The following is a 25205-nucleotide window of genomic DNA, read 5'->3' as shown; positions in this document are numbered from 1 at the left end:
AGCGTTTTTCAAATCAAATACTTGTGGTCCATTGGCGGTATAAATCTTCGATAATTGCTACGGTGTGGCAGGTGAGTGTCGGCGCCATAACTGGGCTAGTCAGTTGATGTTGGGACCAGAGTTGATTAAAGTGCTGAATCTCAAAAACAAATTCGCTATTTTGAGTGACCTGTAACGAAGTGGCGTGGCCAGTATTATCATATAAAGTGGCGCTGCTAGCCTTCCAATAGTTAGGAATCACGATTTTACCATGACTGCCATAGATGATCATTCTGCTAGGTAGTGGTGTTTTGGCGGTGATGAATAGGTGGACTAAAATATTCTTTTCGGTCTGCAGGATCACATCACTTTGTTGATCAGCTGCGGGTGCCTGCCGCTGACAGAGGCCGTGATAACTAGTAAAGCGTTGCGCTAATAAGTATTGAATATAGTCTAGCGGGTAGGCGGCGCTACCATGAAAAGCACCACCACCGGCGGCAATATCTTGGAACCAAGCAATTTTAGTGCCACCGGGATGATAACTTTGGGCATCGATCCAACTAACTTCACCGATCGCACCTTGCTGCAACAGTTGCTTGATTTTCTGGGTCAGTGGCAGAAAAACTGCCTTTTGAGCGGCCATTAAGGTTACTTGATGCTGTTGAGCTAGAGCAAATAAATTTTGGGCTTGATCAAGGGTCAGCGTGAACGGCTTTTCCAGTAATACACTTTTACCGTGGCTAATGGCTAATTTGGCACCAGCATAATGACCGCCATTATAAAGGGGAATGTAGATCACATCCAAATCAGGATCAGCGACTAATTCGGCATAACTGCCATACGCCCGCGGAATTTGATTGGCGTGGGCAAATTTTTGCGCACGAGATAGATTGCGCGTGCCGATTGCTAAAACTTGTGCAGCTCCAGCTTCACGTAAGCCCGCGATAAAACGAGGCGCGATTTGTGCGGCGCCCATGATGCCATAGTCAATTAGTTGCACTTAGATCACCTCGAATAATGATTTAATTCTAACGTAGCAGTTTAGAAAGCGCTTGTACAGTGAGATAAACAAAAAACACGCGTTATGCGTGTTTTTCGATTAAAACTGGCCATTGGGAATACCCGGACCTGTATTGGTTCCAGTGCCAGTTGTATTATCGTAAGTGTTGGTAGTGTCGCTACTGCTATAGGTGCTGCCATCATTATAGGTGCCAGTGCCGTAATCGACAGTACTATCGGAACCATAAATCGTGTACGTCGTATTTGTAACACCGTCAAAGTATGGATTTGCCTTATTTAGCTCGGTTTCTTTATTGCTGACAGTTTCAGCACTTAAGTTTAATTGTTTACGTAATTTCTTCGAGATGCGATTGATTTCTTTAGTTGAAGCAATCTGGTAGGAACTACCGTTGATATAGGCATCCTGACCTTGTAGTTGATCAGAGACCATGTTAGTCGCTGCTGAACGATAATTAGCCGCCAAGCCCTTCATATCAGAAAAACTAAGATCTGTTTGTAGGTTGTTTTGAACAACACTGAGGATCTTTTGATAATTAGCGACCCCGTTTAATGACAATAGTTTCTTCGTGACAGCCTTGATTACTTGTTGTTGCCGCAATTGCCGACCATAGTCACCCTTAGGATCATCGTAACGCATCCGGGCAAAAGAGAGAGCTTGCTTACCGTTCAGGTGGTGAGTCCCTTTCTTGATCGTAATATTATTAAAGGTGAAGGTCAGGTTACTTGTGACCGTGACGCCACCAACGGCATCGACAATTTTAGCTAAGCCACCCATATTCAAGGTTAAATAATAATTAATTGGAATATTTAATAGTTTGCTGACGGTTTTTTTAGCGGTTTTGGCGCCACCAATTTCGTAAGCAGAGTTGATTTTCTGAATACTAGTTTCACCGCTGGCCGTCATTTCCGCCATGGTGTCACGGGGAATACTGACAAAAGTCGTTTTCTTAGTGGTTGGATTGATCGTCGCCACGATCATAGTGTCGGAGCGACCTTTATCTGTCCGCCCATCTGCGCCAGTATCGATCCCTAACAATAGGATCGACAGCGGCTTTTTCTGTTTGACCACTGCTGAGGCATTCTCGTCACTTGCTTTGTAAATCTTATTAGCGGTTTGTTTAGTTTGGTAGTAGGCATAGGCCGCAAATACGCCACCGACCAGCAACATAACTGCAATCACGGCAAGCAAAATTTTCGGCCATCGTCTGGATTTCTTTTTATGCAACATAAATTAGTCCCTTTCATGTACCTCTTATTCTTTGCAATTATAGCAGTTGTGGCTTAAATCAAGCTTAAATATTTTGATAAGCTTATAAGATGCGGCGCTATAGAACCATGAAATCAAAGTTTTTAGTTATAAAAAAAGTACCGCTTAATCAGCGGTACGTCAATAAAAATCATTTTTCTGGTGTTTCATCAGGTGTCAAGTCAACTTGGCGTGTAACCTTAAACCAACTGATGTAGGCATTCTCAACTGCACCAACGGTAAAAGTAAAATCATCGATCTTGAAGACGTCATCAGGCTTAACGGCGGGATGGTCTTTCATAATATAGCCGGTCAATGTGACTACGTCAGAATCGTCAAATTCGCGGCTTTTAACGTTGAAGTAACGTTCAAAGTCATAAAGGGTGATCTTACCATTAACCCGGTAACTACCATCATTTTGTTTTTCCACATATTCATCAGATGGAATTTCGTTTTCATCCTTGACGGTACCAAATAATTCTTCATAGATATCTTTATCGGTCACGATACCACTAGTACCACCGTACTCATCAACTACCACAACGATCGGGGTTCGTTTCTGAACCATTTGTGCGAGAACATTTTGTAGTGGGGCGGTTTCTGGAACGGTGATAATATTACGTAAGAGCTTGCTGACTTTGATTTGGTCGCTGTTTTCGGCTTGTTTGATCAAATCATAATTGTAAACGTAGCCGATGATCTTATCTTTATCATTATTTTCAACGACAGGAAAGCGGCTAAAGCCATTAGTGATGTACATTTTGATCGTTTCAGCTACCGTTGCTGTAACGTCCACAACAATCAGTGAAGTTCGATCAACCATAATATCTTTGGCGATTTTATCATTCATGGCAAAGGCGCGTTCCATGTAGATATAATCATTCCGTTCCAGTTGGCCACCGCTAACCGCATTACGGGATAAGGACAAAATTTCTGCCTGAGAGAAGTTCTCATTTTCCTCGTCAGCCGGCTTTAAGCCAATTAAACGAACGACACCGCTGGCTGAAACATTTAGCAACCAGACAAATGGATAGAAAATCAAATGAAAATAACGTAAAGGCGTTGTAATGAACATCATCGTTGGTAATGGCATATCAATACTGATATTTTTAGGGACGATTTCGGTAAAGACAACTTCTAAGTAAGTTAACACGATGACACCGAGAACCGCACCGACCGCGTGTAATGCCGCGGGGTTCATTAAATGGCCTAGATTGAACAAATCAACTAGAATTGTCTCCACCGTGGCTTCGCCGATCCAACCTAAGATAATGCCGGCGACACTGACCCCAACTTGAGTGGTCGATAAATATTCATTTAAATTATGCACCATATGCAGTGCGGTACTAACTTTTTTAGAGTGGCCACCACGTTTTTCTAACTCTTCTTCAAGTGCGCTTGGTCGGGTTTGCACCAAAGCAAACTCCGAAGCCACAAAAAACGCCGCAAATAAAAAGGTGATCAACATGATGACCGAATTTACAGCGATTTGACTACCAGTCACGATCATTCCTCATTTCACTCAATATAACTTTATTCTACCATGTTTAAATAGTAAATTAAGTCCTGATACCAAAATTAGCCATGTAATTGATACTTCCATTAACTAGTGGGTATTAATTATCGCACTAATTATAATAATGTACAGTCTTTTTAGCTTAGACGTCATCTAAATTAAACAAATATTAAATCGGTCGCAAGTCGGTGGTTAGTTGGTAAAAGTCTGGTAAAGTAAAAATAGGCAAGTGGTATAAAGCCGCCTAGCCTTAATAATAATGAATTAATGGCATAGCTATAAAAATCAGCATGGTATTACTTTGCTGATTAAGCACGTCCAATTTTAAGGAGAACAAATAATGATCGTTACAATTATTATTGCAGTAATCTTGATCATGGCTGTTTATCGCGGGATGCAGCGTGGCTTGATCGTCCAATTACTTTATACACTGGGCTACATTGGTGTTTATATTTTCGCGCGGCTGGCGGCACCTAGTGTTAGTGCTTGGTTGGCAACTTGGTCAGGCAGTGCCGCAGCCAGTCTTGGTGTGACTAATACGATCGCCTTTTTAATGATGATCGCATTAGGGTGGTTTATTGTCCGCTTGCTGGCACGCTGGTCACGATTGATCACTTGGCTACCAGTCATTAAGCAAGTCAATAGTGTTGCCGGCGCGGTAGTGGCGTTCGTGTTAAATTATATTGGTTTGTTCATTGTTTTGACGGTGCTGAATTTTATTCCTAATACGGCGATTCAATATCAAATTTCGCAGTCCAGCGTTGCGCAAGTCATTATCGATAAAACGCCAGTGTTAACTAGCCAACTGCTACAAAAGTACTTATTCAATAATGAAGATACTGATAACACAGATTCAACGACGACTGATGACAGTAGCTCGACCACTGATCAAAGTGATGAAGCAACTACAACAGATGCGAATTCAATTTAGAGCTAAAACTCGACACCGATAATGGTGGCGAGTTTTTGTTTGATTAGTTAAAAATTATCCTTCATCTTGGGTAATCTCTTATTTTACACTTACGAAAACTTAATTTTTCTGCTAAAGTAATCTTCTGTGTTCAGAAATCAGATTTGGTTTACGGCATAACTTTTTGGAAGGGGGGATTTTTCAATATGAAAAATCTCGCAGAGACTAAACGTTTGCCGATCATGGCTGGTCTACTCATCGGTGGCTTCATCGGTATGTTCAGTGAAACAGCGCTTAATATTGCATTAGCACCACTGACAACTAAATTGGGTGTATCCACTGGGACGATTCAGTGGCTGGTTATTGGTTATTTATTAATGGTCGGTATTTTATTGCCATTATCTGGATTATTGACCCGTTGGTTCACAACACGGCAATTATTGATTTTTGCGTTATGTGATTTTATTGTTGGGGCACTGATCGCAGCTTTATCATCATCATTTACGTTCTTATTCATCGGACGTTTGATTCAGGGTGTTGGGACAGGTATTTTACTGCCATTGATTTTCTTAGTTGCCTTGGCCATTTATCCGTTGGAAAAACGGGGTGCAGCAATGGGCTTGATTGGCCTAGTGATCATGTTTGCACCAGCAATTGGCCCGACGGTGGCTGGGTTGATCCTTGGCGCTTTATCGTGGCAGTACATTTTTTGGGCGATGATTCCATTCTTAGTGATCGCTTTGATCACCACGATTATCTTCACAAAAAATGTGATGCCGATCACACGGCCACATGTTGATGCTTTATCAATTTGTCTATCCACGATCGGATTCGGTGGTGTTGTTCTCGGAATTAGTTTGGCTAGTGATAAAGGCTGGACCTCGCCAATTGTTCTTGGTGCGTTGGTTGTCGGAATTGTGGCGTTGTTCTTCTTTATCCGCCGGCAATTGAAGTTACCAGAACCAATTCTCAATGTTAAGGCTTTTGCGCATGGCGGTTTTTCTTTAGGTACCGGGTTGGTCATGATCGACTTTATGATCATTATGACATCAATGTACTTATTGCCGATCTATTGGCAAAAAGGGTTATTGGTGCCAGTTGCGCTAACTGGGATGTTAATGTTACCTGGTGGTATTATCAACGCAGTGGTTTCATCGATTTCTGGTCGTTTGTACGATAGCTTTGGTGCTCGGATGCCGGCCATGTTAGGTTTCTTGGTTTCGATTATTGGTGCGCTGATGTTATTCCTTGGGAATGCTGACTCCAGTTATCTCTATGTTGTGTTTGCCCACGTTATTTTAATGATCGGGGCACCACTCGCTATGTCGCCATCACAGACCCATGGCTTAAATGCATTACCGCAGCAATTATCCGCTGATGGGAGTAGTATTATGAATACCTTGCAGCAGATTTGTGGTGCAATTGCGACAGCTTTAGCAACGAGTTTGCTAGGGGTTGGTGAAGCCGCTAGTTCTGCAGCTGGTGCGGCTAAAGTCGCCAGTGGCACGCGGTTTGGGTTTGCTCTAACGGTTGGTTTGGCAGTATTAGGTTTTCTATTGACGTTTGCTTTACCGCGTAAACAAAAAGCTTAAATTGGGTGTTGATCAACTATAAGTAGCTTTGCTTTTAAACTTTAAATATTATCTAAAGGTTGAAAGTATCAAAATAGACCGTAACCATTGATGTCAAACGGTTATGGCACGATATATTACTAGTTTCCACTTCATTGAGCATTACCGAGTAGCCTGGCCAGGCTATTCGGTAATGCTTTTATAAATTCGTCAAAAATAATAGTTAATGTTTCAACCGCCATGTCGAGTTTTTCACCTAGACCAGTAATTGTTTGTATCAGCCAATTCAACGCACTTACTAACTTAATATCAGGCAACGGTCGTCCATAATCGAAGAATAAGTCACCCAGCGTCCTGTCGTCCGTATTTTCACGTTGCACCAATGCAAGGACGTCATAGCTTAACATGACCATTGCTAGGTGACCGCAAAGCCCATCATAGCTTTGGACTTGAGTCTGATCAAATTGCAGGTATTGTTTAGCGACTTTAAAATAACATTCGATCTGCCAACGCCGACCGTACATCTGAATGATTGCTTCTGGTCTTAGGTCAGTCATTGTGGTCGCCAACACAAGATATTGATCAGCCTGGCCACGTTTGGTTACGAAGACTAACTTCATTGGGATTTTTTCGCCATCAACTTCAAATGTGACGATTGGACTGTATAGATAGCTATCCTTAATTGGCCATTTACTGCGCCGTAAGTTAGTGTATAAAGTCTTAATATCCATTTCTCGGCCACGATAACGAAAATAGACTTTTTTAGTTTTTTTCAACATACCAATCCCATGACAATGACGTTTTAGCAATGCCGCAAACATACGCGGTGATGCATACCAGCTATCGAATAAGACGTACTTGGCCTTGATGCCGGATTTGATTGCATCATCTACTAATTCTAAAGCGACATCGGTCATTTTACGGGTTGCCTGTGTACGTCGTTTCGCGGCCAGTGATCGTTGATCACTGGACTTAAGGTGCCCAAACCGATTTTTGGCGTGGCTTGATGACATCAAGGCAAAGTTCAGCGGTAAAAAAGTATTGCCGTCACTCCAGCCTAAAGTTAGTGTCCTAAAGCCTTTAAAATACTGCTGTTTGTCGTGGTCAAAACACGAGCTAATAATTCGGTTTTGCGTGAAAATTCACGTTTAAACAATGAATCATCAATGATCAAGGCTTGTCGCCGTCTTGGATCGGTAAAATGTTGCACGTATTGGATCAAATGGATCGCTAATAGCTGAACCAGCCGTTGCCAATTAATATGTGGATCATTTAGACAATTGCGAACAGTTCGTTTTGAAAAATCGTTAGCCTTTTCTGCTCTAAAAATGGAGTAGCGATTAAAGATGGTGGTCAATAACCATTCAAATAAGCGTTCAGTTTTAATACCGCGCGATTTATGGATATTGACACGACGCAAAATAGCGGAGAGATGGACCAATTTTGAAAAATGAGCAAAAGAATGATGAATATCAGTGTCATTGTATTGTATAGTAGACATAGGCATGAAACTCCTCTGTATGGTTTTTGTTTAGACGCTTTAAGTATACAGATGTGAATGGTTTCATGTCTATTTTTGTAGCAAAAAAGCCCTAACAGATCAGGGCTTAAGTGGAAATATTAACTTTCAACCTTTAGATATTATGAAAAATAAAACCTGCTAGGTTGGTAATTGGCCAACTTAATAGGTTTTATTTAGTCATAATTACGATTTCATGTGCTCACGAGCTAAAATGTCCTCCGTAATATTCTGCAGCGTAATTTCGTTCATCCGCTGAAAGGCTGTTGCTTCAATGTCAGCATAATACATGTTTAGTGTTTCTTGAATATTCCCACCAACGATACATTGAGGATTAGTTTTAGGATCGATATGCAGTAGGTTGTGATCCATGGTGATTGCTTGATAGACGTTTAAAATGGTGATTTGATCGGGCGCCACACTCAGTGTAGTGGTGGCACTGCCAGGTTTGGTATTGATCAAACCAGCTTTTCTTAGATCAGACATTAAATTACGGACAACACTGGCATTTGCTTCGATACTTGCAGCAATCGCCTTACTAGAAAGATCACCGTCTTTACAGATGATCAAATAGGCCAGAATATGAATTGCGTCACTTAACTTGTGTGAGTACTTCACGCTTTACACCTAATTTCGCTTAATAATTTCATTAATTGCTTCCGGCAGACTAGTTAATTCATGCCCCAGAACCGCTGGCAGATCAATTGTTGTTTCGTTTAAGGAACCATCATTGATTGGTTCTTGGAATGAAGCAAAAAGCGCAGCCGTATTGGCATCTAGTCCAGTGGCCACTAAGTTATTCTGATATTCAGCTGTCGTCATTTGTTTGACCGCAAAATGATGACCAGTGGCTTGTTGCAGAGCTGCGCCTAGTTCAGCATAGGACCGTGCTGGACCGGCGAATTCGTAAACTTCTTTTGGCTCATTTAATGTTAACACTTTAGCGGCGGCTGCGGCAAATTCACGTTCTAGTGCCCAGCCAGCTTTACCACTTGCCCAGTAAGCAGCGGTTTGATTTGCGGCGCCACTTTGTAAAAAGCCGATTTCGTTTTCTAAATACCAATTATTACGTAAAAATGCATGGGCGACGCCACTGTTTTTAATAGCAGTTTCAGTGATTCTATGATCGCTGGCTAAGGCGCTAATTGAATTTTGGGCATTAGGAAAACTAGTGTAAGCAACAAATTTTACATGCGCTGCGACTAAAGCGTTAACCACATTTTGATGTTGGACAGCACGAGCGACTGACTCACCTGGTAGTGAGGAAATGAAAAGTAAGCGGTCGACGCCCTGTAAGGCGTTTGCCATAGTTGTTTCATCGGTATAATCGGCTTGTCGGATCTCAATACCTTGTGGTAATAATTTCTTAGCCTTAGCGACGTTGCGTGCGATTGCGATGATATTCTGACTGGCGGTAAGTTTTAAAAGTTCCTTGAGCGCAAGTTGTCCAAAGTGCCCAGTTGCGCCAGTAATTGCATATTTCATGAGTAAAAACTTCCTTTCAAAATCAGATGTTGTTTTATTATTAACAACTATATGCTAACACATGTTGTTTTAAAGTCAACAGATTGCTACTTCGGTAATTGTTTAGCTCTGGTGGCTCTTTTGCTAAAAAATTAGTATAAAATAAAGTTATTCATTTAACCCAAAAATTGGGCTATAATTGTTGGCCTAGCAGGTTATTTGGCGAAGCGAGGCTACTTTGTAAAGGTTAAAAATAACGTTGTTCAAGAAAATATTAAGCTGTGAATTGAAGCAAATGGCAGATTGCAAGAAATAACTTGAACAAATTTAGTAACGCAGATTACGCAAAAAGATCTCAATCGGTGTTCGCCAATTTAAACATTTGAGTGGTCGGGAATTCAAATACCAGTTAATTTGAATCAATTCATCATCGGTAATCTCATCAATCGGTTGACCTTTGGGAATGAAGCGGCGTAGTACTCGGTTGCGATTTTCATTACTGCCTCGTTCATGTGGCGAATAAGCGTGCGCAAAGTACAGCGGAACACCGGCCTGTTCTTCAATCAAATTGTAGTTGGCGAATTCTTTCCCATGGTCAACAGTAAGGGTCTTGAGATTATCTCCTAACTGGTTAGCCAATTCTAAAATAGCCTTGGTCATTGAAGTACTATCTCGTCCATTAAGCCGTTTAACGATGGTAAGCCGACTCTTACGCTCGACAAACGTAGCTACTGCTTGACCTTTACGTTTTCCAGATAAAACTGTATCAGCTTCGAAGTGACCTGAAGTATTACGATCAGAAATTTCAGCTGGACGATCTTCGATGGAACGTCCATGACTAAAACTACCACGGGTTTCTTTAGATCGTTTGCGACGAATACCATGGTCAGGTAAATCAGTCACATTAATATCCAGTAGTCCCTGATCAATCCAGTTATAGATGGTTTTGTAGGCAATTCTAACTACATGAGCCACTTGTTCAATTGACCATTTTTGGATCTTGATTTTTTCTTCAATCAATCGCTTTAGGTTAGTCGTTAAGATGGTTTTACGACCACGATGACTAAGTTTAACTTCATGGTCAGTTTGAGCCTTAACTGCGTGATACTCACCAGCTAAGCGATGAACCTCATTAAAGATAGTGGTTTTACTAAAGCCTAAATAATCGGCAATATATTGAAGTGAGTGCTTTTCATGATGAAGTGTTTCGATGACAACGCGGTCTTCAAATGATAAAATAGTGGTGCCCATAAAGGTCCTTCTTTCTAGTGGAATGTTGTGGTGACACCATTAAAGACCTTTACGGGTTTTTCTGTCCACTAATATGTTCAACTTAAATTTTACAATCTACCAAATATTAACAATTTTTATTTAATTTACGTCATTCCAGCTGATTTTCTGCTATCATTAAGGATAAAATCGGGTGAAAGAGGTTACCAGTTAATGGACAAGCGCAAAGCATTGATTTTATTGCAAGAGCTATTAAAAATTAAATCGGTGAATAATCATGAAGCCCAAGTGGCTGACTATATTAAATTGTTATTCGATCAATATCCAGCAGCACAAGTAACAGAAGTTAATTACGCGCCAGGTCGTTCTAATTTAGTGATCACGATCCATGGTGATCAACCGGGTAAAACACTCGGTCTATCTGGTCATTTGGATGTGGTTTCGCCAGGGGACATCAGTGCTTGGCATCATCCACCATTTGCGGGGGAAATGGATACGGATAATGTTTACGGACGTGGTGCCAGTGATATGAAAGGTGGGCTCGCGGCCTTGATCTACGTGCTGCTAGATTTATTAGCTGAGAAACGTAGCTTTGCCGGGACGATACGTTTGTTTGCTACCGTTGGTGAGGAAACTGGTAATTACGGTGCAGCACAATTGACACGGCAAGGCTTTGCCGATGAGCTGGATGCATTGATCGTTGCTGAACCAAGTAATCTGCAAGTTGAATATACGCATCGTGGTGTGATCGATTATGAAGTATCGGCTACAGGGAAAGCAGCGCACAGCGCTAATCCAGCAGCCGGCAACAATGCCATTGATCAGCTATTTCGTTTTTATGAAGCAATCACAACGTTGATGACACCGAAAACGAAGGTCGATCCAGTATTGGGACCACTTTTACATAATGTGACGCAAATCGCTGGCGGTGAGCAGATCAATTCAATTCCTGCGCGGGCACGATTATATGGTAATATTCGCACGACGCCATTGTATCCCAATCAACCGTTGATGGCGGAGATCGAAGCATTAGTAGCCGAACTTAATCAGCAACCGGAAAATGAGCTACAATTAACGTATCATTATCCAGAAAGTCCGTTACCTGGTAATCCGCAGGCCCCATTTGTTCAGTTGTTCCGTAAGGTAGCGACGCATACATTAGGCCATAAAGTTGCGGTGGTTGGTGATAGTGGCGCCACGGATGCCTCGGAATTCATTCGGGCAGCACAAAAATTTCCCGTAGTTATTTTTGGTCCTGGGAATGATAGTGGCCATCAAGCCGATGAATATGTAGCGATCAAGGACTATACAGCAGCCATTACGATCTATCAACAAGTTATTTTACAATTTTTACGATAAACAAAAACGTCTCGCAAATTTTTGCAAGGCGTTTTTTGATGAGGTAATTTTATTCGGCTACCTCTAGGGTCGTACTCTGATCTAAAAAGCGTTGTAGTTCAACTGCAGTCGGATAACCGTCATTGTCACCGGGATGTTGTACGGCCAGGGCACCGATCGCGTTACCGCGTTGTAGGGCGGCCTCGATCGATAAGCCCTCTAGTCGGGCAGTGATAAAACCGACCGCAAAGCCATCCCCAGCGCCAACGGTATCCACTACTTGTTTGACGGCGAAACCAGGTACAAAATAGCTACGAGTTTTTGTTTTGGCAAAAGCACCTTCAGCGCCAACTTTTACGATCACTAATTTAGCACCTTTAGCTAAATAAAAATCAGCAATCGTATTAGGATCAGTGCTGCCTAACAAGATCTGACCTTCATTGATCCCCGGCATTACAATGTCAGCTTGCCCGGCAAAATCATTAATGGTCGCTATCATTTCCGCTTCCGATGCCCACAGCGCTGGCCGTAAATTAGGGTCAAAAGTAGTCGTAATGTTCTGTTCACGGGCTTTATCGATCAGACGCTGAAAAGCGGCCCGGCTATTGTTGGATAAAGCAGGAAAAATGCCGGATAGATGAATATGTTTGAGACCAGTAAAGTCGATATTATCGATAGCTGCCGGAGTTAATTGCGCGGCAGCTGAGTTTTTACGGAAATAAAAGGTATTCGGATCACCACTGGAAACTTTTTCTTTTAGCTGATAGCCAGTCCAAGCATCCGGTGTGGTGGTAATATTATCCGTTGCGATATTATTAGCTTGAATGGCGTTAATAATAAACTCACCAAATGGATCCTGACCGACTTGAGAAACGTATTGGCTGGCATGCCCCAGACGGGAAACACCTACGGCAACATTTAACTCCGCACCAGCCAGAAACTTTTGAAAATGCGTGGCGTCAGCTAGTTTAGTATCTACTTCTTGGGCAGCAAAAACGACTAAGGGCTCACCAATCGTTAAAAATTCACTCATTAAAAGTTACCTCTATCTCACAATTTGGGATGGTTTTTTAGCAAAGGGCGCTAAGTTGCAACATGGCTCTAGGGTGGTTTCTTAGCAAAAACACTAAGAAGCTTTGGATGTTCGTGGTATTGAAGTTACGGTTAAACTAATGACCTGCTTATTTATTTTTAGCGGTCGCGGATTGTTTAATGTTTTCTACTTGTGTTGCCTTCAGATCAACTTCAACTGAAGTATTTTCTTCAAAACGCTTGCGGTACTTTTCGGGCACGATTGGCAAACCTTTACGCCGCGCACGTTTTTCAAAGTACATGGTAACGATCGGCGTTAGGATTGAAGAAACTAAAACACTAGTTGCGACGATGGCGGTGGCAGAGGCAGCAGTTCCGGCAAAATCACCGTTGGTCGAAGCAATTGCGTAAGGTACGGCTACTGCGGCACCGGCAGTGGAGGAAGCGGCCCAGCCTGCGACACCATCAGATTTGGTGAAGAAACGATCAACGAAGGCTAGGGCAGCGCCAGAAACTAAGACGACCGCAAAGCCCATAAAAATACCGACGAAGCCGGATTTGAGGATCATACCAAAGTTGAGGCTGTAGCCTAAAGTAAAGGCGAAGAAATGGGACTAATGCCGGTACCATCGGTCCAAATAATTTGCGGAAACTATGGTCCAATGACCCTAAAGCAATCCCGACAACAAACGGAATCAAGGTTGAAACCAAAGCTTGCCATGGGAACGAAGCAATTCCAGCGACGCCCATGGTGACCATCGTCATAAAAGGACCTGATTCAATACTGATAAACGGAAAACCGGCGGCATCTTCTTTACGCCCTAAGGTAGTCATCAAGGCCATATATAGGCCCCCGTTAGTTTCGTTAAATGAGGCGATCACGGCTAAAACGGATAAGCCAGTGAATAGACCAGAGGTAACGCCACCTTTAGGCAGAAAAGCGTTCAGCGTCACACCTAGTAATGCGGCGACCAATACTTTGGTGACTAATAGTGATAGCCCTTTTTTAGCAATGTAACCAGTTTGCTTCAAGTCGATCGTGGTACCTACCGCGAAGAAAAAGATGAACAGGATCACCGAGGACCCAGTTAAGTAACTACCGGTAAAGCCGCCGTAAAATTTATCAACGCCGGGCCAAAGAGTGTTGACTAAAGTACCAAGAAATAGGGGAACGACCATCATGCCGCCGGGGATTTTTTCAATACTTTTTTTGATTTGCATTATACTATCCTCCTGAACTTGTTATTCTTAATTTCACAATAAATGCTTAATTATAGTTTTTGGCTTTATTATTCAATGCTTCTAAAAGTTAATAAAATCACAAGTTGTATTAAAAAAACACAATAGGACTAAGGCTAAATTACGGTATCGAAATGAAAACTAAATTGAGTAGTATTAGCGCAGATCATGCATATCAACTTCGTCCATATCATCGTAGGTCTGGTTTTCGCCGCACATTGCCCAGATAAAAGCGTAACTAGTTGTGCCTACACCGCAGTGGATCGACCAGCTTGGATTGACGACGGCTTGTTCTGGTTCAACAAAAATATGTTTACTGGCACCGGGTTCGCCTAAATAATGGATCACCCGCGTATCTGGTGTGGCAAATTCGCAGTACATATAGGTTTCCATCCGGCGCGCGTGGGTGTGGGCTGGCATAGTGTTCCATGCGTTGCCCGGTTCCAGCACGGTATAGCCCATTTGTAATTGGCAGGTATCCATTTGTGAAGCATCGATATATTTATGAATCGTCCGCTTATTCATGTGTGCTTGGTCACCCTTAGGCATGGCGATCGCCTCAGCGAAGGGGAGCTTTTTATTCGGATAGTTTTTATGGGCTGGTGTGGAAACGATGTAGAATTTAGCAGGATTTGCCGGATCAGTGGATTCAAAAATAATCTGTTTGGTGCCCATGCCAATATAATAGCCGTCGTGGGTAGCAACCGTATCTTTGTGACCGTCAATGGTGATCATACCGCTGCCGCCAATATTAATAAAACCGAGTTAACGGCGTTGCAGGAAGAAATCAACACCTAGTTGCTGATCTAATTTGATTTCTAAGCCAGTCGTTGTGGGGGTGACACCGCTAAAGATCATCCGATCGTTGTAAGTATAAGTTAATAAAATATCGGCAGGACTGAATAACTTTTCCATCAGAAATTGGTCACGTAGGTCAGTAGTACTGTAGTGCTCAATATCTTGGGGACTATGTGCGTGATTAGTGGTCATTTGAAAGCTCATTTGACTTACCTCCTCTATTTCTTAAAAAGAAATGACGTTGCTAGTTTATGTTGTAATCATAAAATGATTATTAATAAAAACACAGGGAATATACTTAATTATGATAATTTTAAATATAATTAAATGAACTCTAAAATAGTCTTTTATCGCTGCTGTTTTATAAAAGACTTGCTAAACCGTATTTTAATTAACTGTAGCGGATAAAATTTACTTTAGAAAAGCATAAAACTTGCTTTGACTTTTGATAGTAGTTTATTTTGGTATTAGAGTAAACGCTTTCTTAAACCGCAATAACTAAGTTATGAACTAGAGGCGTTTAATGACTTGCTACTAATAACATTTAATGAAAGTGAGGTTGTTTATATGCGTAGTTTTAGTTATATTGGGTTACGGCAATACTTATTAGCACTAGGTGACGAATTCGTGAACTGGATGTGCTTGTATTTGAAAGTCCCAGTCGCTATTATCAAGTGTGTTTACACCAACTGCAGGACTTGGAGCGATTGACTACCAAGGCAATTTTTAACGTTGATTGTTAATTTTGAAGCGCAACTACATACTATGAGGATAAGGAAATGCTGCGGATTAAAAAAACGCCGACCAAGTTAATTTCTCATGAAATTAACTTGGTCGGCGTTTTTTTAATCAGTTAAATAGATTTTACGTAGATCTTGCAGATCGTGATCGGTTAATTGTAATCCCTCATGCAAATAGTTGTTGAGGTCGCCAGACTCTTGTTTGACTTGCTTAAGCGCTGTTGCCAAGTAATCGGCATGGACGCTGAGTAATGAGCGAATATTAGCAATCGTATCGGCAGACGCGTGTTGCGTTTTTAATTCGTTTAACCGTGCGTTGATATGCGGTGCGGCAATCGTATTGGTTAGCAGATAGTCGGTTTTGATCGTTTTGGCATCGACACCAAGCGCGGTCATGAAGAAAACAGCTGCCATTCCAGTCCGATCTTTACCGGCAGTGCAATGGAATAAAGTCGCAGCGCCGTCAGCAGAATTACTTAACAAAAGCTCGAAGAACTGATGATAGATCTGTTTAGCGTGAGGATCCGCAATCATATTATGATAAACAGTTTTCATGTGTTCATGACCATGATTGGGATTACCTTGATATTCAAGTTCTAGTTGCTGTAATGTTTGTGAGTTTTGTGTTTGATCGTAGTCAAACACTGGTAAATATTTGTAGGTGGCATTGGTGGGCACCTTGTCTGGAGCTTGTTTGACTTCATCGGCGGAGCGCAAGTCAACATCAATTCGCACACCATAGTTGTCGAGGTAGGTGAGGTCGTGTTGATTAAGTGGCGCCAAGCGGCCGGAACGCAGTACTTTATGGTATTTAATGTGCTGACCATTGATCGTTTGATAGCCACCTAATTCGCGAAAGTTACTGCCGCTTGTAATTGGGAGTGCCCGTAAATCAGTTACTTCTGTCGTCATCGATTCCAATCCTTTCAAAGAACTTTAAAGTGAATTAAAAAAGCGCCCAGATTTTGAGCACTAGCTTACTACTTCGCAGCAATGGTGGATTTATTAGCAAAGACCACTAATAATCTTTGGCGCTACGGGTGTTGACCATTCTTGTAATAGCTAGGTACATAAATCCGCTTTTTCAACCACGTTTCCACTAAACTTTTTGATAAACACTAACTTAACAACATTTCTAAACAAGACTTACCTTACCACAAATCAGCGCTGAAAGCTGCCGTGAAAACTCACTAATCGTCCAGTACTTCGATCCCTAGAACAGTCAGGTGACCATTAGCGACTAGTTGGATGACTAACTTAGCCATGTGCTCAGGTGAAAAATCACTATCAGCGCGTACCCACCAATTGACGGTGCCAATAAAAATTGAGGTCATGTAAGAAATGATAAAGTCGGTGGGAATCTTTTTCTGGTTGTGGGTGATCAAAAGGTGATCAAAGATTTCCGCATAGTGCTGGGCTAATAAATCGTGCAATAATTCGGATAAACGCATGGCATTAGCACCATCAAGTGCCAGCATATAGAATTGCCGGTTAGCTTTGATTTCGGTGAATAAACGCGTTAATAAGCTAGTAACGGTTTTTAATTTGATTTGATTGCCGCTGATCGTCTCACCATCGAGAATCTTCAGAAACGGCACCATGCTCGTCGTAAAAATCTGATCGTACAGATCTTGTTTATCCTTAAAATGGGCATAAAAAGTGGTCCGATTGATCATGGCTTTATCGGCAATTTCTTGGATCGTCACCGCATCGAAACCTTCTTCCTCAACTAGCTGCATGAAGGCGGCAAATATCATTTTTTTGGTGCGCAAGATGCGCAGATCCACTTTTTTAGCCATTTTTTGATTACTCCATTTCTTGAAGCTTATTCAGTGCTCAGTGAGCGTGTTTTTCGTACAATAGCAAATAATCGACTTCAGTATCTAATTGAGAATGATTTTCAATTGTGAAAAATATCGTTAACAGTATTTTGTAATCGGTCTATTTTTTACTAATTTAGTCAACAATTCGGTTTGATCCGTTGCTTATCGCACAAACTAGCGGAAATTGCTGATTGAAATATTTTTGTGAAGTCGTAAACTAAACACAAATAGTATAACAGACATTCTGTTGGATATTCAACACGTGTTCGCTTTCTGTGGTGAATAGTGTTGGCGTCGTGATGGATGTTTTTTAGACTGATTGAGCGTAAACGTGTTGGAACAAGCAGATTTCTGCGCCTAGCTATGTAAGTCAAACGTATCACTGGGTGGCGACATATTGCCTTACTGCCATGTTTCTTGCGGCACAAATTTTGCCACAAGAATGGTCAGCGACCGTAGCATCTAGATTATTAGTGGTCTTTGCTAATAATCCACTACTTTCGTGGAGTAGCAGGCTAGTGCTCAAAATCTGAACGCTTTTCCCAACACTCTGAGTGTAAACGTGTTAAAAAAGACAGATTATTCCACATAACTACGCTTGGCAAACGATCACTGCGTGTATCTTATTGTCAAGTTAGGTTATGTTCCATAATCTAAGCGTCTTTTTTAACACTCTGATTTAAGGGGGATTTCGCGATGACGGAGAAACTTTATGGTGGCATTGACGTCGGCTCGACGACGGTTAAGTTGGTCATTATGGACGCGGCGCAGCAAACAATATTTGCCCGTTATGAGCGGCATTATTCGGATGTAAAAGCGGCGAGTAAACGGATCTTAGAGGAAGCGATTCAGGAAATTGCACCGACAACGCCGATTGCTTTTACGATCACTGGCTCTGGTGGTATGGGGCTAGCCAACTTGTTACAATTGGAATTTGTGCAGGAAGTTATTGCTTGTACTAAAACGGTCGAAACGTTGATTCCGCAAACTGACGTTAGTATTGAACTCGGTGGTGAGGATGCGAAGATCACGTTCTTTGGCGCATCGCTAGAGCAGCGAATGAACGGTAGTTGTGCTGGTGGTACTGGGGCATTTATCGATCAAATGGCAACACTATTAAAAACGGATGCCAACGGCTTGAATGAAATGGCCAAGGATTTTGAAACGATTTATCCAATCGCATCACGTTGTGGGGTGTTCGCTAAAACTGACGTACAGCCTTTGATCAACGATGGTGCACGTAAAGCTGATATTGCAGCAAGTATTTTTCAAGCGGTGGTCAATCAGACTATCGCTGGTTTGGCGTCTGGTCATAAAATTAAAGGTAAGGTCGCCTTTTTAGGTGGGCCACTATACTTTATGGATCAGTTGCGGGCGCGGTTCATTGATACATTGAATTTGGCGCCTGAAGATGTGGTCTTCCCAAGTGATCCCCAGCTGTTTGTTGCCAAAGGCGCAGCGTTATATGCTGAAAAACAGCCGCAAATCAACTTGGTGACTTTACTTGATCGTTTGGAACATGGTGACGATCGGGTCATGCGGCCATCACGGTCGTTGACGCCATTATTTAAAGATGATGACGAGTTACAGGAATTTCGTAAGCGCCATGCTCAAGCCAAAGTTGAAACCCGTGATTTGGCTAGTTATCATGGTGTGGCTTTTCTGGGGATCGATGCTGGCTCCACAACAACTAAAGTTGCTTTAATGAGCACTGATCATAAATTGCTGTACACTTATTACGATAACAATGATGGTGCGCCGCTAGAGAAAACAGAAGCCATTTTGACTGACTTATACGCTAAATTACCGGCTGATGTCACGATTGGTAAAGCTTGTGTGACTGGCTACGGCGAACATTTGATCAAGAATGCGCTAAAAGTTGATCTCGGTGAGGTCGAAACAGTGGCCCATTATCGGGCTGCCCATTTCTTCCAGCCTGATGTTGATTTTATTTTAGATATCGGCGGCCAGGATATGAAGGCAATGACAGTTAAAAATAATGCGCTGACCACGATCAAGTTAAATGAAGCTTGTTCTTCTGGTTGTGGCTCGTTTATCGAAACTTTTGCCACTTCGTTGAAATATAGTGTGAAGGATTTTGCGCAGGCAGCGTTATTGGCTCAACACCCAGCTGATCTTGGTTCACGTTGTACCGTCTTCATGAACTCAAAGGTTAAGCAGGTGCAAAAAGAAGGCGCCACGATCGGCGATATTTCAGCTGGTTTATCGATGTCAGTCATCAAGAATGCCTTGTTTAAAGTTATTAAATTGCGTCGGGCCGAGGATTTAGGCAAACACATTGTCTGCCAAGGTGGTACTTTCTATAATGAAGCTGTTTTGCGTGCGTTTGAACAGATCTCTGGTCGTGAAGTGATCCGGCCGAATATTGCTGGTTTAATGGGTGCTTATGGTGCAGCTTTGATTGCTGAAACTGCCTATGAAACAGGCGATGAAACGACCTTACTTGATACCAAAGATATGCAAAACTTGACCTTTAAAAAGGAATTCATGCATTGTGGTTTATGCGAAAATAATTGTGCCTTAACGATCACGATTTGTAGTGACGGTCGTCGCTTTGTCACCGGAAATCGCTGTGAACGCGGTGAAGCTCGTGGGATGAAGCAGCGAGTACCGAAGGACAACGGTAAAATTAATTTAGTTCAAGAAAAATATAAGCTATTGTTCGGCTATCGCCCATTACGTAAAAAGGAAGCTCGCGGCGTGATTGGTATTCCCCGGGTACTAAATATGTATGAGGATTATCCATTATGGCAGACTTTCTTTACTAAATTAGGGATTCGCGCAGTGTTATCACCAAAAGGCAGCAAAAAGCAATTTGAATCTGGGATCGAAACTATTCCTAGTGACACTGTTTGTTATCCAGCTAAACAGGTCCACGGTCATGTACAGGCTTTGATCAATAAAGGTATTCATACGATTTTCTATCCTGGGATCGTCTATGAACGTGTAGAAAATAAAGACGCACAGAACCATTTTAACTGCCCCATCGTACAATCCTATCCTGATGTGATCCGCAATAATGTGGACGAGATTCGTGCGGGTCAGGTTGATTATCGTAATCCATTTTTGAACTTGGGTGATCGTGAGTCGACTGCGCGTAACTTGTATGAAACTTTTAAAGATTTTGGTGTGACTGAAGCTGAAGTTAAAGTTGCTTTGGATGCTGGTTACGCTGAATTAGCACATTTCAAACAACAGATTCAAGACCGTGGCGAAGATACACTGCGGATGTTAAAACAAACTGGCGAGCGTGGAATCGTTCTAGCTGGTCGCCCTTATCATTTGGATCCCGAGATCAATCATGGGATCGCACAGATCATTACCGCTGAAGGCTTCCATGTACTAACCGAAGATTCGATCGCACATTTAGGTGATGTCAAAGGCTTACGCGTGGTTAATCAGTGGGTGTATCATTCACGGTTGTACGCTGCAGCACGGGTTGCTGCCCGGGACCCACAGTTGGAATTTGTCCAGTTGAACTCCTTTGGTTGTGGCTTGGATGCGATTGATACCGACCAGGTCGAAGAAATCATGACCCAATACAATCGTTTGTACACTTGTTTGAAAATTGATGAGGGGACAAACATGGGCGCTGTCCGGATTCGGTTGCGGTCATTAAAGGCAGCAGTCGCTGAACGGCGTCGGCGTGCAATCATGCCCGAGAAGTTACATGAAGATGAAAAGCCCGTACAGTTTACCAAAGATATGCGTAAAGATAAATATACATTGTTAATGCCGATGATGTCACCGATCCATCAGCAAGGTTTAGTTGATGTGGCCTTGCAAGCATCTGGTTACAACGTGGTCAATTTGCCAGTTGATGACCATCATGCGATTGATGAAGGCCAGAAATTCGTCAATAACGATGCCTGTTTCCCAGCCATTATTTCCATTGGTCAAATGTTAGAAGCACTGCAGAGTGGTAAGTACGATCTTGATCATACTGCTGTAATGATGACCCAAACTGGTGGTGGCTGCCGGGCGACTAACTACATTCCGTTGATTCGTAAAGCATTAAAGGATGCCGGTTTTGCCCAGGTGCCAGTGGTTTCCATGTCATTAGGTAATCAGGGTGTTGAAGAAACACCTGGCTTCAAGTTGACGTTACCATTGTTGAAACGAGTTGCGTTAGCCTTCTTGTACGGCGATTTATTTGAACGGGTGGTTTATCGCACACGGCCGTACGAAAAAACGCCTGGTGAGATTGATAAAATGCATGATCAATGGTTGAAATTAGTTCAGCCGAGTGTGATCAAAGGCAATTTCCACGAATTTAAGCGCAACGTGCAACAAATCGTCCGTGATTTCGACACGGTACCGTTGCAACAATTGAATAAGCCGAAAGTGGGTATCGTTGGCGAAATTTTAGTCAAATACTCACCAATTGCCAATAATAATATTGTCCGTTTGCTTGAACGCGAAGGCGCTGAAGCCGTTGTTCCCGATATTGTTGGCTTTATGAACTATTCGTTATACAATCAGATCTACCGTTACCAGCAATTCGGCTTTGCTAAAAAGTCAGAAGTTTTAGCTGAAATGGCGTTGAAACTGATCAAATGGTGTGAAAAGCCATTGCAAAAAGCGTTGACCGCTTCTAGTCGTTTTGAGGGTATCGCCGCAATCGAAAGCTTAGCCGATGATGCTAGCAAGATCCTTTCATTAGGCAATCAAACTGGTGAAGGCTGGTTCTTAACCGGTGAAATGATCGAGTTGCTCAAAGGCGGAGTGGACAACATTATCTGTATGCAACCCTTCGGCTGTTTACCAAATCATGTCGTCGGTAAAGGCGTTGTCAAAGAATTACGCCACCAGTACCCACAGGCTAATATTGCACCAATCGATTATGATCCTGGTGTTTCGATCGTTAATCAGTTGAACCGTATCCGTTTAATGTTAGCAACTGCCAACAAAAACTTGGCCACACAACAAACTGTTGTTACACCGGTGAATAGTGGCCAAAAACTCTCTACGGTTGGTTCACAAGTTTAAAAAATGAAAGTAAACAAAAACGCCCATAATGGAGCTACTCCGTGTCAAGTGGACAGATAAATAATTAAAATCAGGCAATATTTTTTGAGGCATGATTTCGAAATTCTTTCGGAGTCATGCCTTTTAGTGTGCTTTGTCGGCGTTCATTGTTATACCAGTTCATAAATTCTGCTATGTTGTCTATTAATTCTTGCTTTGTGTTTGAAGTGTGGAACCTAAAGTACTCTTCTTTCATATGGCTCCAGAAGCTCTCAATTGAACTATTATCACCTGGTTCTCCCGGTCGCGACATACTATGCAAGACTCCTTCAGCCGATAAGGTAGTGTTAAACAGCCCTGACACATATCCGCTACCGCGATCACTGTGCAGTATTTCAGGTACTGCACCAGGTTCATTCTCAATCGCTAACTTAAATGTCTCTGTTACCAATTTTGCGGTTTCTGTATCATCTACCATCCACGCAATTATCGAATGGTCATACAGATCCTTTATTGCACTGAGCCGAAGCTTACACTGATTATTAATGCCATAGAGTAACTCGGTACAGTCTGTAACCCAATATTTATTAGCGTACCCGGGCTTAAAGTTGTGCGTATAGTCTTCGTTCAGTAGTAAATTTTTACTGATAATTTCTTCTTTACGATTTTTCCTTGGTTTACGTTTGGTCTTAATTGAAGCTACTATATTATTTTCTCTCATGATTCGTCGCATTTTACTATTGGATACATGATATTGTGTATCATCATTTACATGCATCACTAAGCGATTTACCCCAAAGATATAGTTGTGTGCTTCTTCTAATTGAATGACGTAATCTAGGATGCCTTGATCATCGATATTCCTTTTCGATGGAACATGGTTTAACCAGGCATAGTAAGATGAACGTGCAACTTGCATAAGTTGGCAGCTCAGAGCTACACTGAAGACTTTTCCACTTCTTTCATCTACTTTCTGCGATAATTCTTTAATTGCACGATATTTGTTCTCTTGGAATCCCTTCTTTCTATCTCCTGTAATTTTTTTAAAAGATTATTTTCTGTAGACAAGTAAGTTACCTGCTCCTTTAGTCGCTTAACTTCCAGTGCCTGCTTTTCAGCCGTAGTGAGTAAATCATTTTCAGATTTCCCCTTACCGCGGCGATCAATGAGTCCATCGGGACCATCTTTCTTAAACTTCTTAGTCCAACTGTATACCTGACCATATGAAACGTTGAACTTACGCATGGCACCACTATAGTCATAATCATGTGCAATAACCCAATTTGTGATTTCTATCCGCTCTTTGAGAGTGGTTGATCTTCCTTTATTCATCTCAGATCTCCTAGTGGCCTCTAATTTATTACCACTAGTATACAGTTTTACCCACTGATAGATGACAGATTTATTGGATATATTGTACTTGTCACGTAGGAACGGTAGTGAGGTATCTGTATTGAGATATTCAAGGACAACCTTTTGCTTAAACGCTTGAGAGAAGTGGGTGTATTTCCTTTGTTTAAGTCCATCAATACCTTTAAGTTGATACTGATGTCTCCAAAGTTCGACGGTACTTGTAGATAGAGCATGGTATTGGGTAACCTCAGTTATACCCCAGCCTTTATCTAAGCAGGACAATATCTCAATCTTTTCCTCTACACTATAATGTTTAGCCAAAATAAATACTCCTAGTTTGTTAGACCAGAATTTTAATTATTTCCGTGTCCAACTAACTAGGAGTATATCCTAATTGGACGTTTTTTGTTTTGTCTTCATTTAGTGGCTAAATCAATAAAACTGCGGTCATCCTGCATTAAGGGAATTATCAATTCATGACAACGCGAAAGCTTGTCGTTGGTAAAAGTGAAAATTGAGATCACCTCAGCTAGTGCCTGATGGCCATTATGTTGTGTTGCGGTTAGTTGGTAAGCTACGGTGATCGTTTGGGTAGCTTCGTCAAAAACCACATCATGAAAATAACTAAAAACTAAATGGTCGAGATTCTGTTGTAAGTTGGCTAAGTGTTGCTTGACTTGGCTGTAATTTAATTGTTGACCATTAGTGGTTTGAAGATAATTGGAAGTGAAATACTGGTCTAATTTATCTAATGCAAAGCGGCTCATGACATCACGATAAAGTACCGTCATAAATTGTGTAGCTTGTGCTTTGTTCATTGGGTTGACCTGCTTTCTAAATTGACAGAGAAAACGTTTTCATAACTAAATTATACGGTAAAAATTTATTGAAGGGTAGTCAAAATTTACATGATTTCACAAATTTTCACATTAGGCTAATGCGGCAGCTTTTATGATTTTATTGACTGAATTATCGACGAATCCGCCGGCGCGTGATCCGCAATTACTATCATTCGCGCAATCCAAAAATAACGCCTAGTGTTAGGCGTTATTTTGCTTTTCAACGTATTCTTTTAATACAACCGCTTGATTATGTTGTTCATCTTTGGCACCAAATAGAAAAATCACGATTGCATGCTGTTTCAGCGTATTTAAAAAATCAGTAGTGGCTGGATTGGCTGCTAATTCGGCTAGATAACGTCGGCGAAATTCAGGGTATTTAGCAACATCATGATTAAACCATTTGCGTAAGTCATTTGAGGGTGCGATCGCCTTATTCCAATCATCTAACGCGGCGTTGACTTTACTGATTCCGCGCGGCCATAATCGGTCAACTAAAAGCCGATAACCGGAATGATCAGCCGTTTTAGTATAGATTCGTTCTAATTTGATTTGCATGAATGAACTCCTTTCGTTAAATGGCAAACGTACGTTCTAAA

General features: G+C 41.8%; 19 protein-coding genes and 2 pseudogenes. 4 read left to right on the top strand and 17 right to left on the bottom strand.

Annotated features, from left to right (window positions below):
- Positions 1–13: 13 nt before the first annotated feature.
- The 3 genes from LC20001_RS11945 to LC20001_RS11935 form a co-directional block, all read right to left on the bottom strand.
- Complete coding sequence (locus LC20001_RS11945) at positions 14–979, bottom strand: Gfo/Idh/MocA family protein (protein ID WP_010012095.1); 966 nt, start codon at positions 977–979, stop codon at positions 14–16.
- Between the two features lie 99 nt (positions 980–1078).
- Complete coding sequence (locus tag LC20001_RS11940) at positions 1079–2227, bottom strand: LCP family protein (RefSeq protein WP_010012094.1); 1149 nt, start codon at positions 2225–2227, stop codon at positions 1079–1081.
- A gap of 169 nt (positions 2228–2396) precedes the next feature.
- Entirely contained in the window at positions 2397–3749 is a 1353-nt protein-coding gene (locus LC20001_RS11935) for a hemolysin family protein (protein WP_176720061.1), read from the bottom strand.
- A 352-nt stretch (positions 3750–4101) separates the two neighbouring features.
- Here LC20001_RS11935 and LC20001_RS11930 point away from each other — a divergent pair, with 352 nt between their 5' ends.
- Together LC20001_RS11930 and LC20001_RS11925 are read left to right on the top strand one after the other, a co-directional pair.
- Positions 4102–4692, top strand: coding sequence for a CvpA family protein (locus tag LC20001_RS11930; RefSeq protein ID WP_010012092.1), 591 nt, complete (start codon positions 4102–4104; stop codon positions 4690–4692).
- 185 nt (positions 4693–4877) lie between these two features.
- On the top strand, positions 4878–6263 hold the full coding sequence (locus tag LC20001_RS11925) for a DHA2 family efflux MFS transporter permease subunit (protein WP_010012091.1): 1386 nt from the start codon (positions 4878–4880) through the stop codon (positions 6261–6263).
- A gap of 131 nt (positions 6264–6394) precedes the next feature.
- On the opposite strand, the pseudogene LC20001_RS11920 reads toward LC20001_RS11925, so the two are convergent.
- From LC20001_RS11920 to LC20001_RS11905, 4 genes and pseudogenes are all read right to left on the bottom strand, one after another.
- A pseudogene (locus tag LC20001_RS11920) lies at positions 6395–7743 on the bottom strand (IS4 family transposase).
- 204 nt (positions 7744–7947) lie between these two features.
- Complete coding sequence (locus LC20001_RS11915) at positions 7948–8379, bottom strand: Rrf2 family transcriptional regulator (protein ID WP_003677437.1); 432 nt, start codon at positions 8377–8379, stop codon at positions 7948–7950.
- Positions 8380–8388: 9 nt separating this feature from the next.
- A complete protein-coding gene (locus tag LC20001_RS11910) occupies positions 8389–9246 on the bottom strand; it encodes an SDR family oxidoreductase (protein ID WP_010012090.1) in 858 nt (285 codons plus the stop codon).
- Between the two features lie 306 nt (positions 9247–9552).
- Positions 9553–10476: an IS30 family transposase gene (locus LC20001_RS11905; protein WP_099267109.1), complete on the bottom strand. Its 924-nt coding sequence runs from the start codon at positions 10474–10476 to the stop codon at positions 9553–9555.
- Between the two features lie 192 nt (positions 10477–10668).
- Here LC20001_RS11905 and LC20001_RS11900 point away from each other — a divergent pair, with 192 nt between their 5' ends.
- Entirely contained in the window at positions 10669–11814 is a 1146-nt protein-coding gene (locus LC20001_RS11900) for an ArgE/DapE family deacylase (protein WP_010012088.1), read from the top strand.
- Between the two features lie 49 nt (positions 11815–11863).
- On the opposite strand, the gene LC20001_RS11895 is transcribed toward LC20001_RS11900, so the two are convergent.
- The 6 genes and pseudogenes from LC20001_RS11895 to LC20001_RS11875 form a co-directional block, all read right to left on the bottom strand.
- Positions 11864–12826 (bottom strand): sugar kinase, encoded by a 963-nt coding sequence (locus LC20001_RS11895; RefSeq protein WP_003677441.1) that lies wholly within the window; start codon positions 12824–12826, stop codon positions 11864–11866.
- A 148-nt stretch (positions 12827–12974) separates the two neighbouring features.
- On the bottom strand, positions 12975–13394 hold the full coding sequence (locus tag LC20001_RS14705; protein ID WP_258421029.1) for a 2-keto-3-deoxygluconate permease: 420 nt from the start codon (positions 13392–13394) through the stop codon (positions 12975–12977).
- Positions 13312–14046 carry a 2-keto-3-deoxygluconate permease gene (locus LC20001_RS14700; RefSeq protein ID WP_010012085.1) on the bottom strand — a complete coding sequence of 245 codons (735 nt, stop codon included), beginning with the start codon at positions 14044–14046 and terminating at the stop codon, positions 13312–13314. Before LC20001_RS14700 ends, LC20001_RS14705 begins: the two co-directional genes overlap by 83 nt.
- Before the next feature lie 174 nt (positions 14047–14220).
- Positions 14221–15066: pseudogene (gene kduI / locus LC20001_RS11885) on the bottom strand (5-dehydro-4-deoxy-D-glucuronate isomerase).
- Between the two features lie 641 nt (positions 15067–15707).
- On the bottom strand, positions 15708–16514 hold the full coding sequence (locus LC20001_RS11880) for a tyrosine-protein phosphatase (RefSeq protein WP_003677443.1): 807 nt from the start codon (positions 16512–16514) through the stop codon (positions 15708–15710).
- 278 nt (positions 16515–16792) lie between these two features.
- Positions 16793–17401, bottom strand: coding sequence for a TetR/AcrR family transcriptional regulator (locus LC20001_RS11875; RefSeq protein WP_003677444.1), 609 nt, complete (start codon positions 17399–17401; stop codon positions 16793–16795).
- 720 nt (positions 17402–18121) lie between these two features.
- Here LC20001_RS11875 and LC20001_RS11870 point away from each other — a divergent pair.
- Positions 18122–22435, top strand: coding sequence for a 2-hydroxyacyl-CoA dehydratase (locus tag LC20001_RS11870; RefSeq protein ID WP_010012084.1), 4314 nt, complete (start codon positions 18122–18124; stop codon positions 22433–22435).
- Positions 22436–22505: 70 nt separating this feature from the next.
- On the opposite strand, the gene LC20001_RS11865 is transcribed toward LC20001_RS11870, so the two are convergent.
- The 4 genes from LC20001_RS11865 to LC20001_RS11850 form a co-directional block, all read right to left on the bottom strand.
- Positions 22506–23405 carry an IS3 family transposase gene (locus tag LC20001_RS11865; RefSeq protein ID WP_139026548.1) on the bottom strand — a complete coding sequence of 300 codons (900 nt, stop codon included), beginning with the start codon at positions 23403–23405 and terminating at the stop codon, positions 22506–22508.
- Positions 23381–24088 (bottom strand): helix-turn-helix domain-containing protein, encoded by a 708-nt coding sequence (locus LC20001_RS11860; RefSeq protein ID WP_010012081.1) that lies wholly within the window; start codon positions 24086–24088, stop codon positions 23381–23383. Before LC20001_RS11860 ends, LC20001_RS11865 begins: the two co-directional genes overlap by 25 nt.
- A 95-nt stretch (positions 24089–24183) precedes the next feature.
- Positions 24184–24585 carry a nuclear transport factor 2 family protein gene (locus LC20001_RS11855; protein ID WP_010012079.1) on the bottom strand — a complete coding sequence of 134 codons (402 nt, stop codon included), beginning with the start codon at positions 24583–24585 and terminating at the stop codon, positions 24184–24186.
- A gap of 222 nt (positions 24586–24807) precedes the next feature.
- Positions 24808–25164, bottom strand: coding sequence for a DUF488 domain-containing protein (locus tag LC20001_RS11850; RefSeq protein WP_010012078.1), 357 nt, complete (start codon positions 25162–25164; stop codon positions 24808–24810).
- Between the last annotated feature and the right edge of the window lie 41 nt (positions 25165–25205).

The sequence above is a fragment of the Loigolactobacillus coryniformis subsp. coryniformis KCTC 3167 = DSM 20001 genome, assembly GCF_002706425.1.
Taxonomy (GTDB): domain Bacteria; phylum Bacillota; class Bacilli; order Lactobacillales; family Lactobacillaceae; genus Loigolactobacillus; species Loigolactobacillus coryniformis.
Note: the sequence above shows the minus strand (reverse complement) of the source record. Positions and strands in the feature narration are given on the sequence as shown.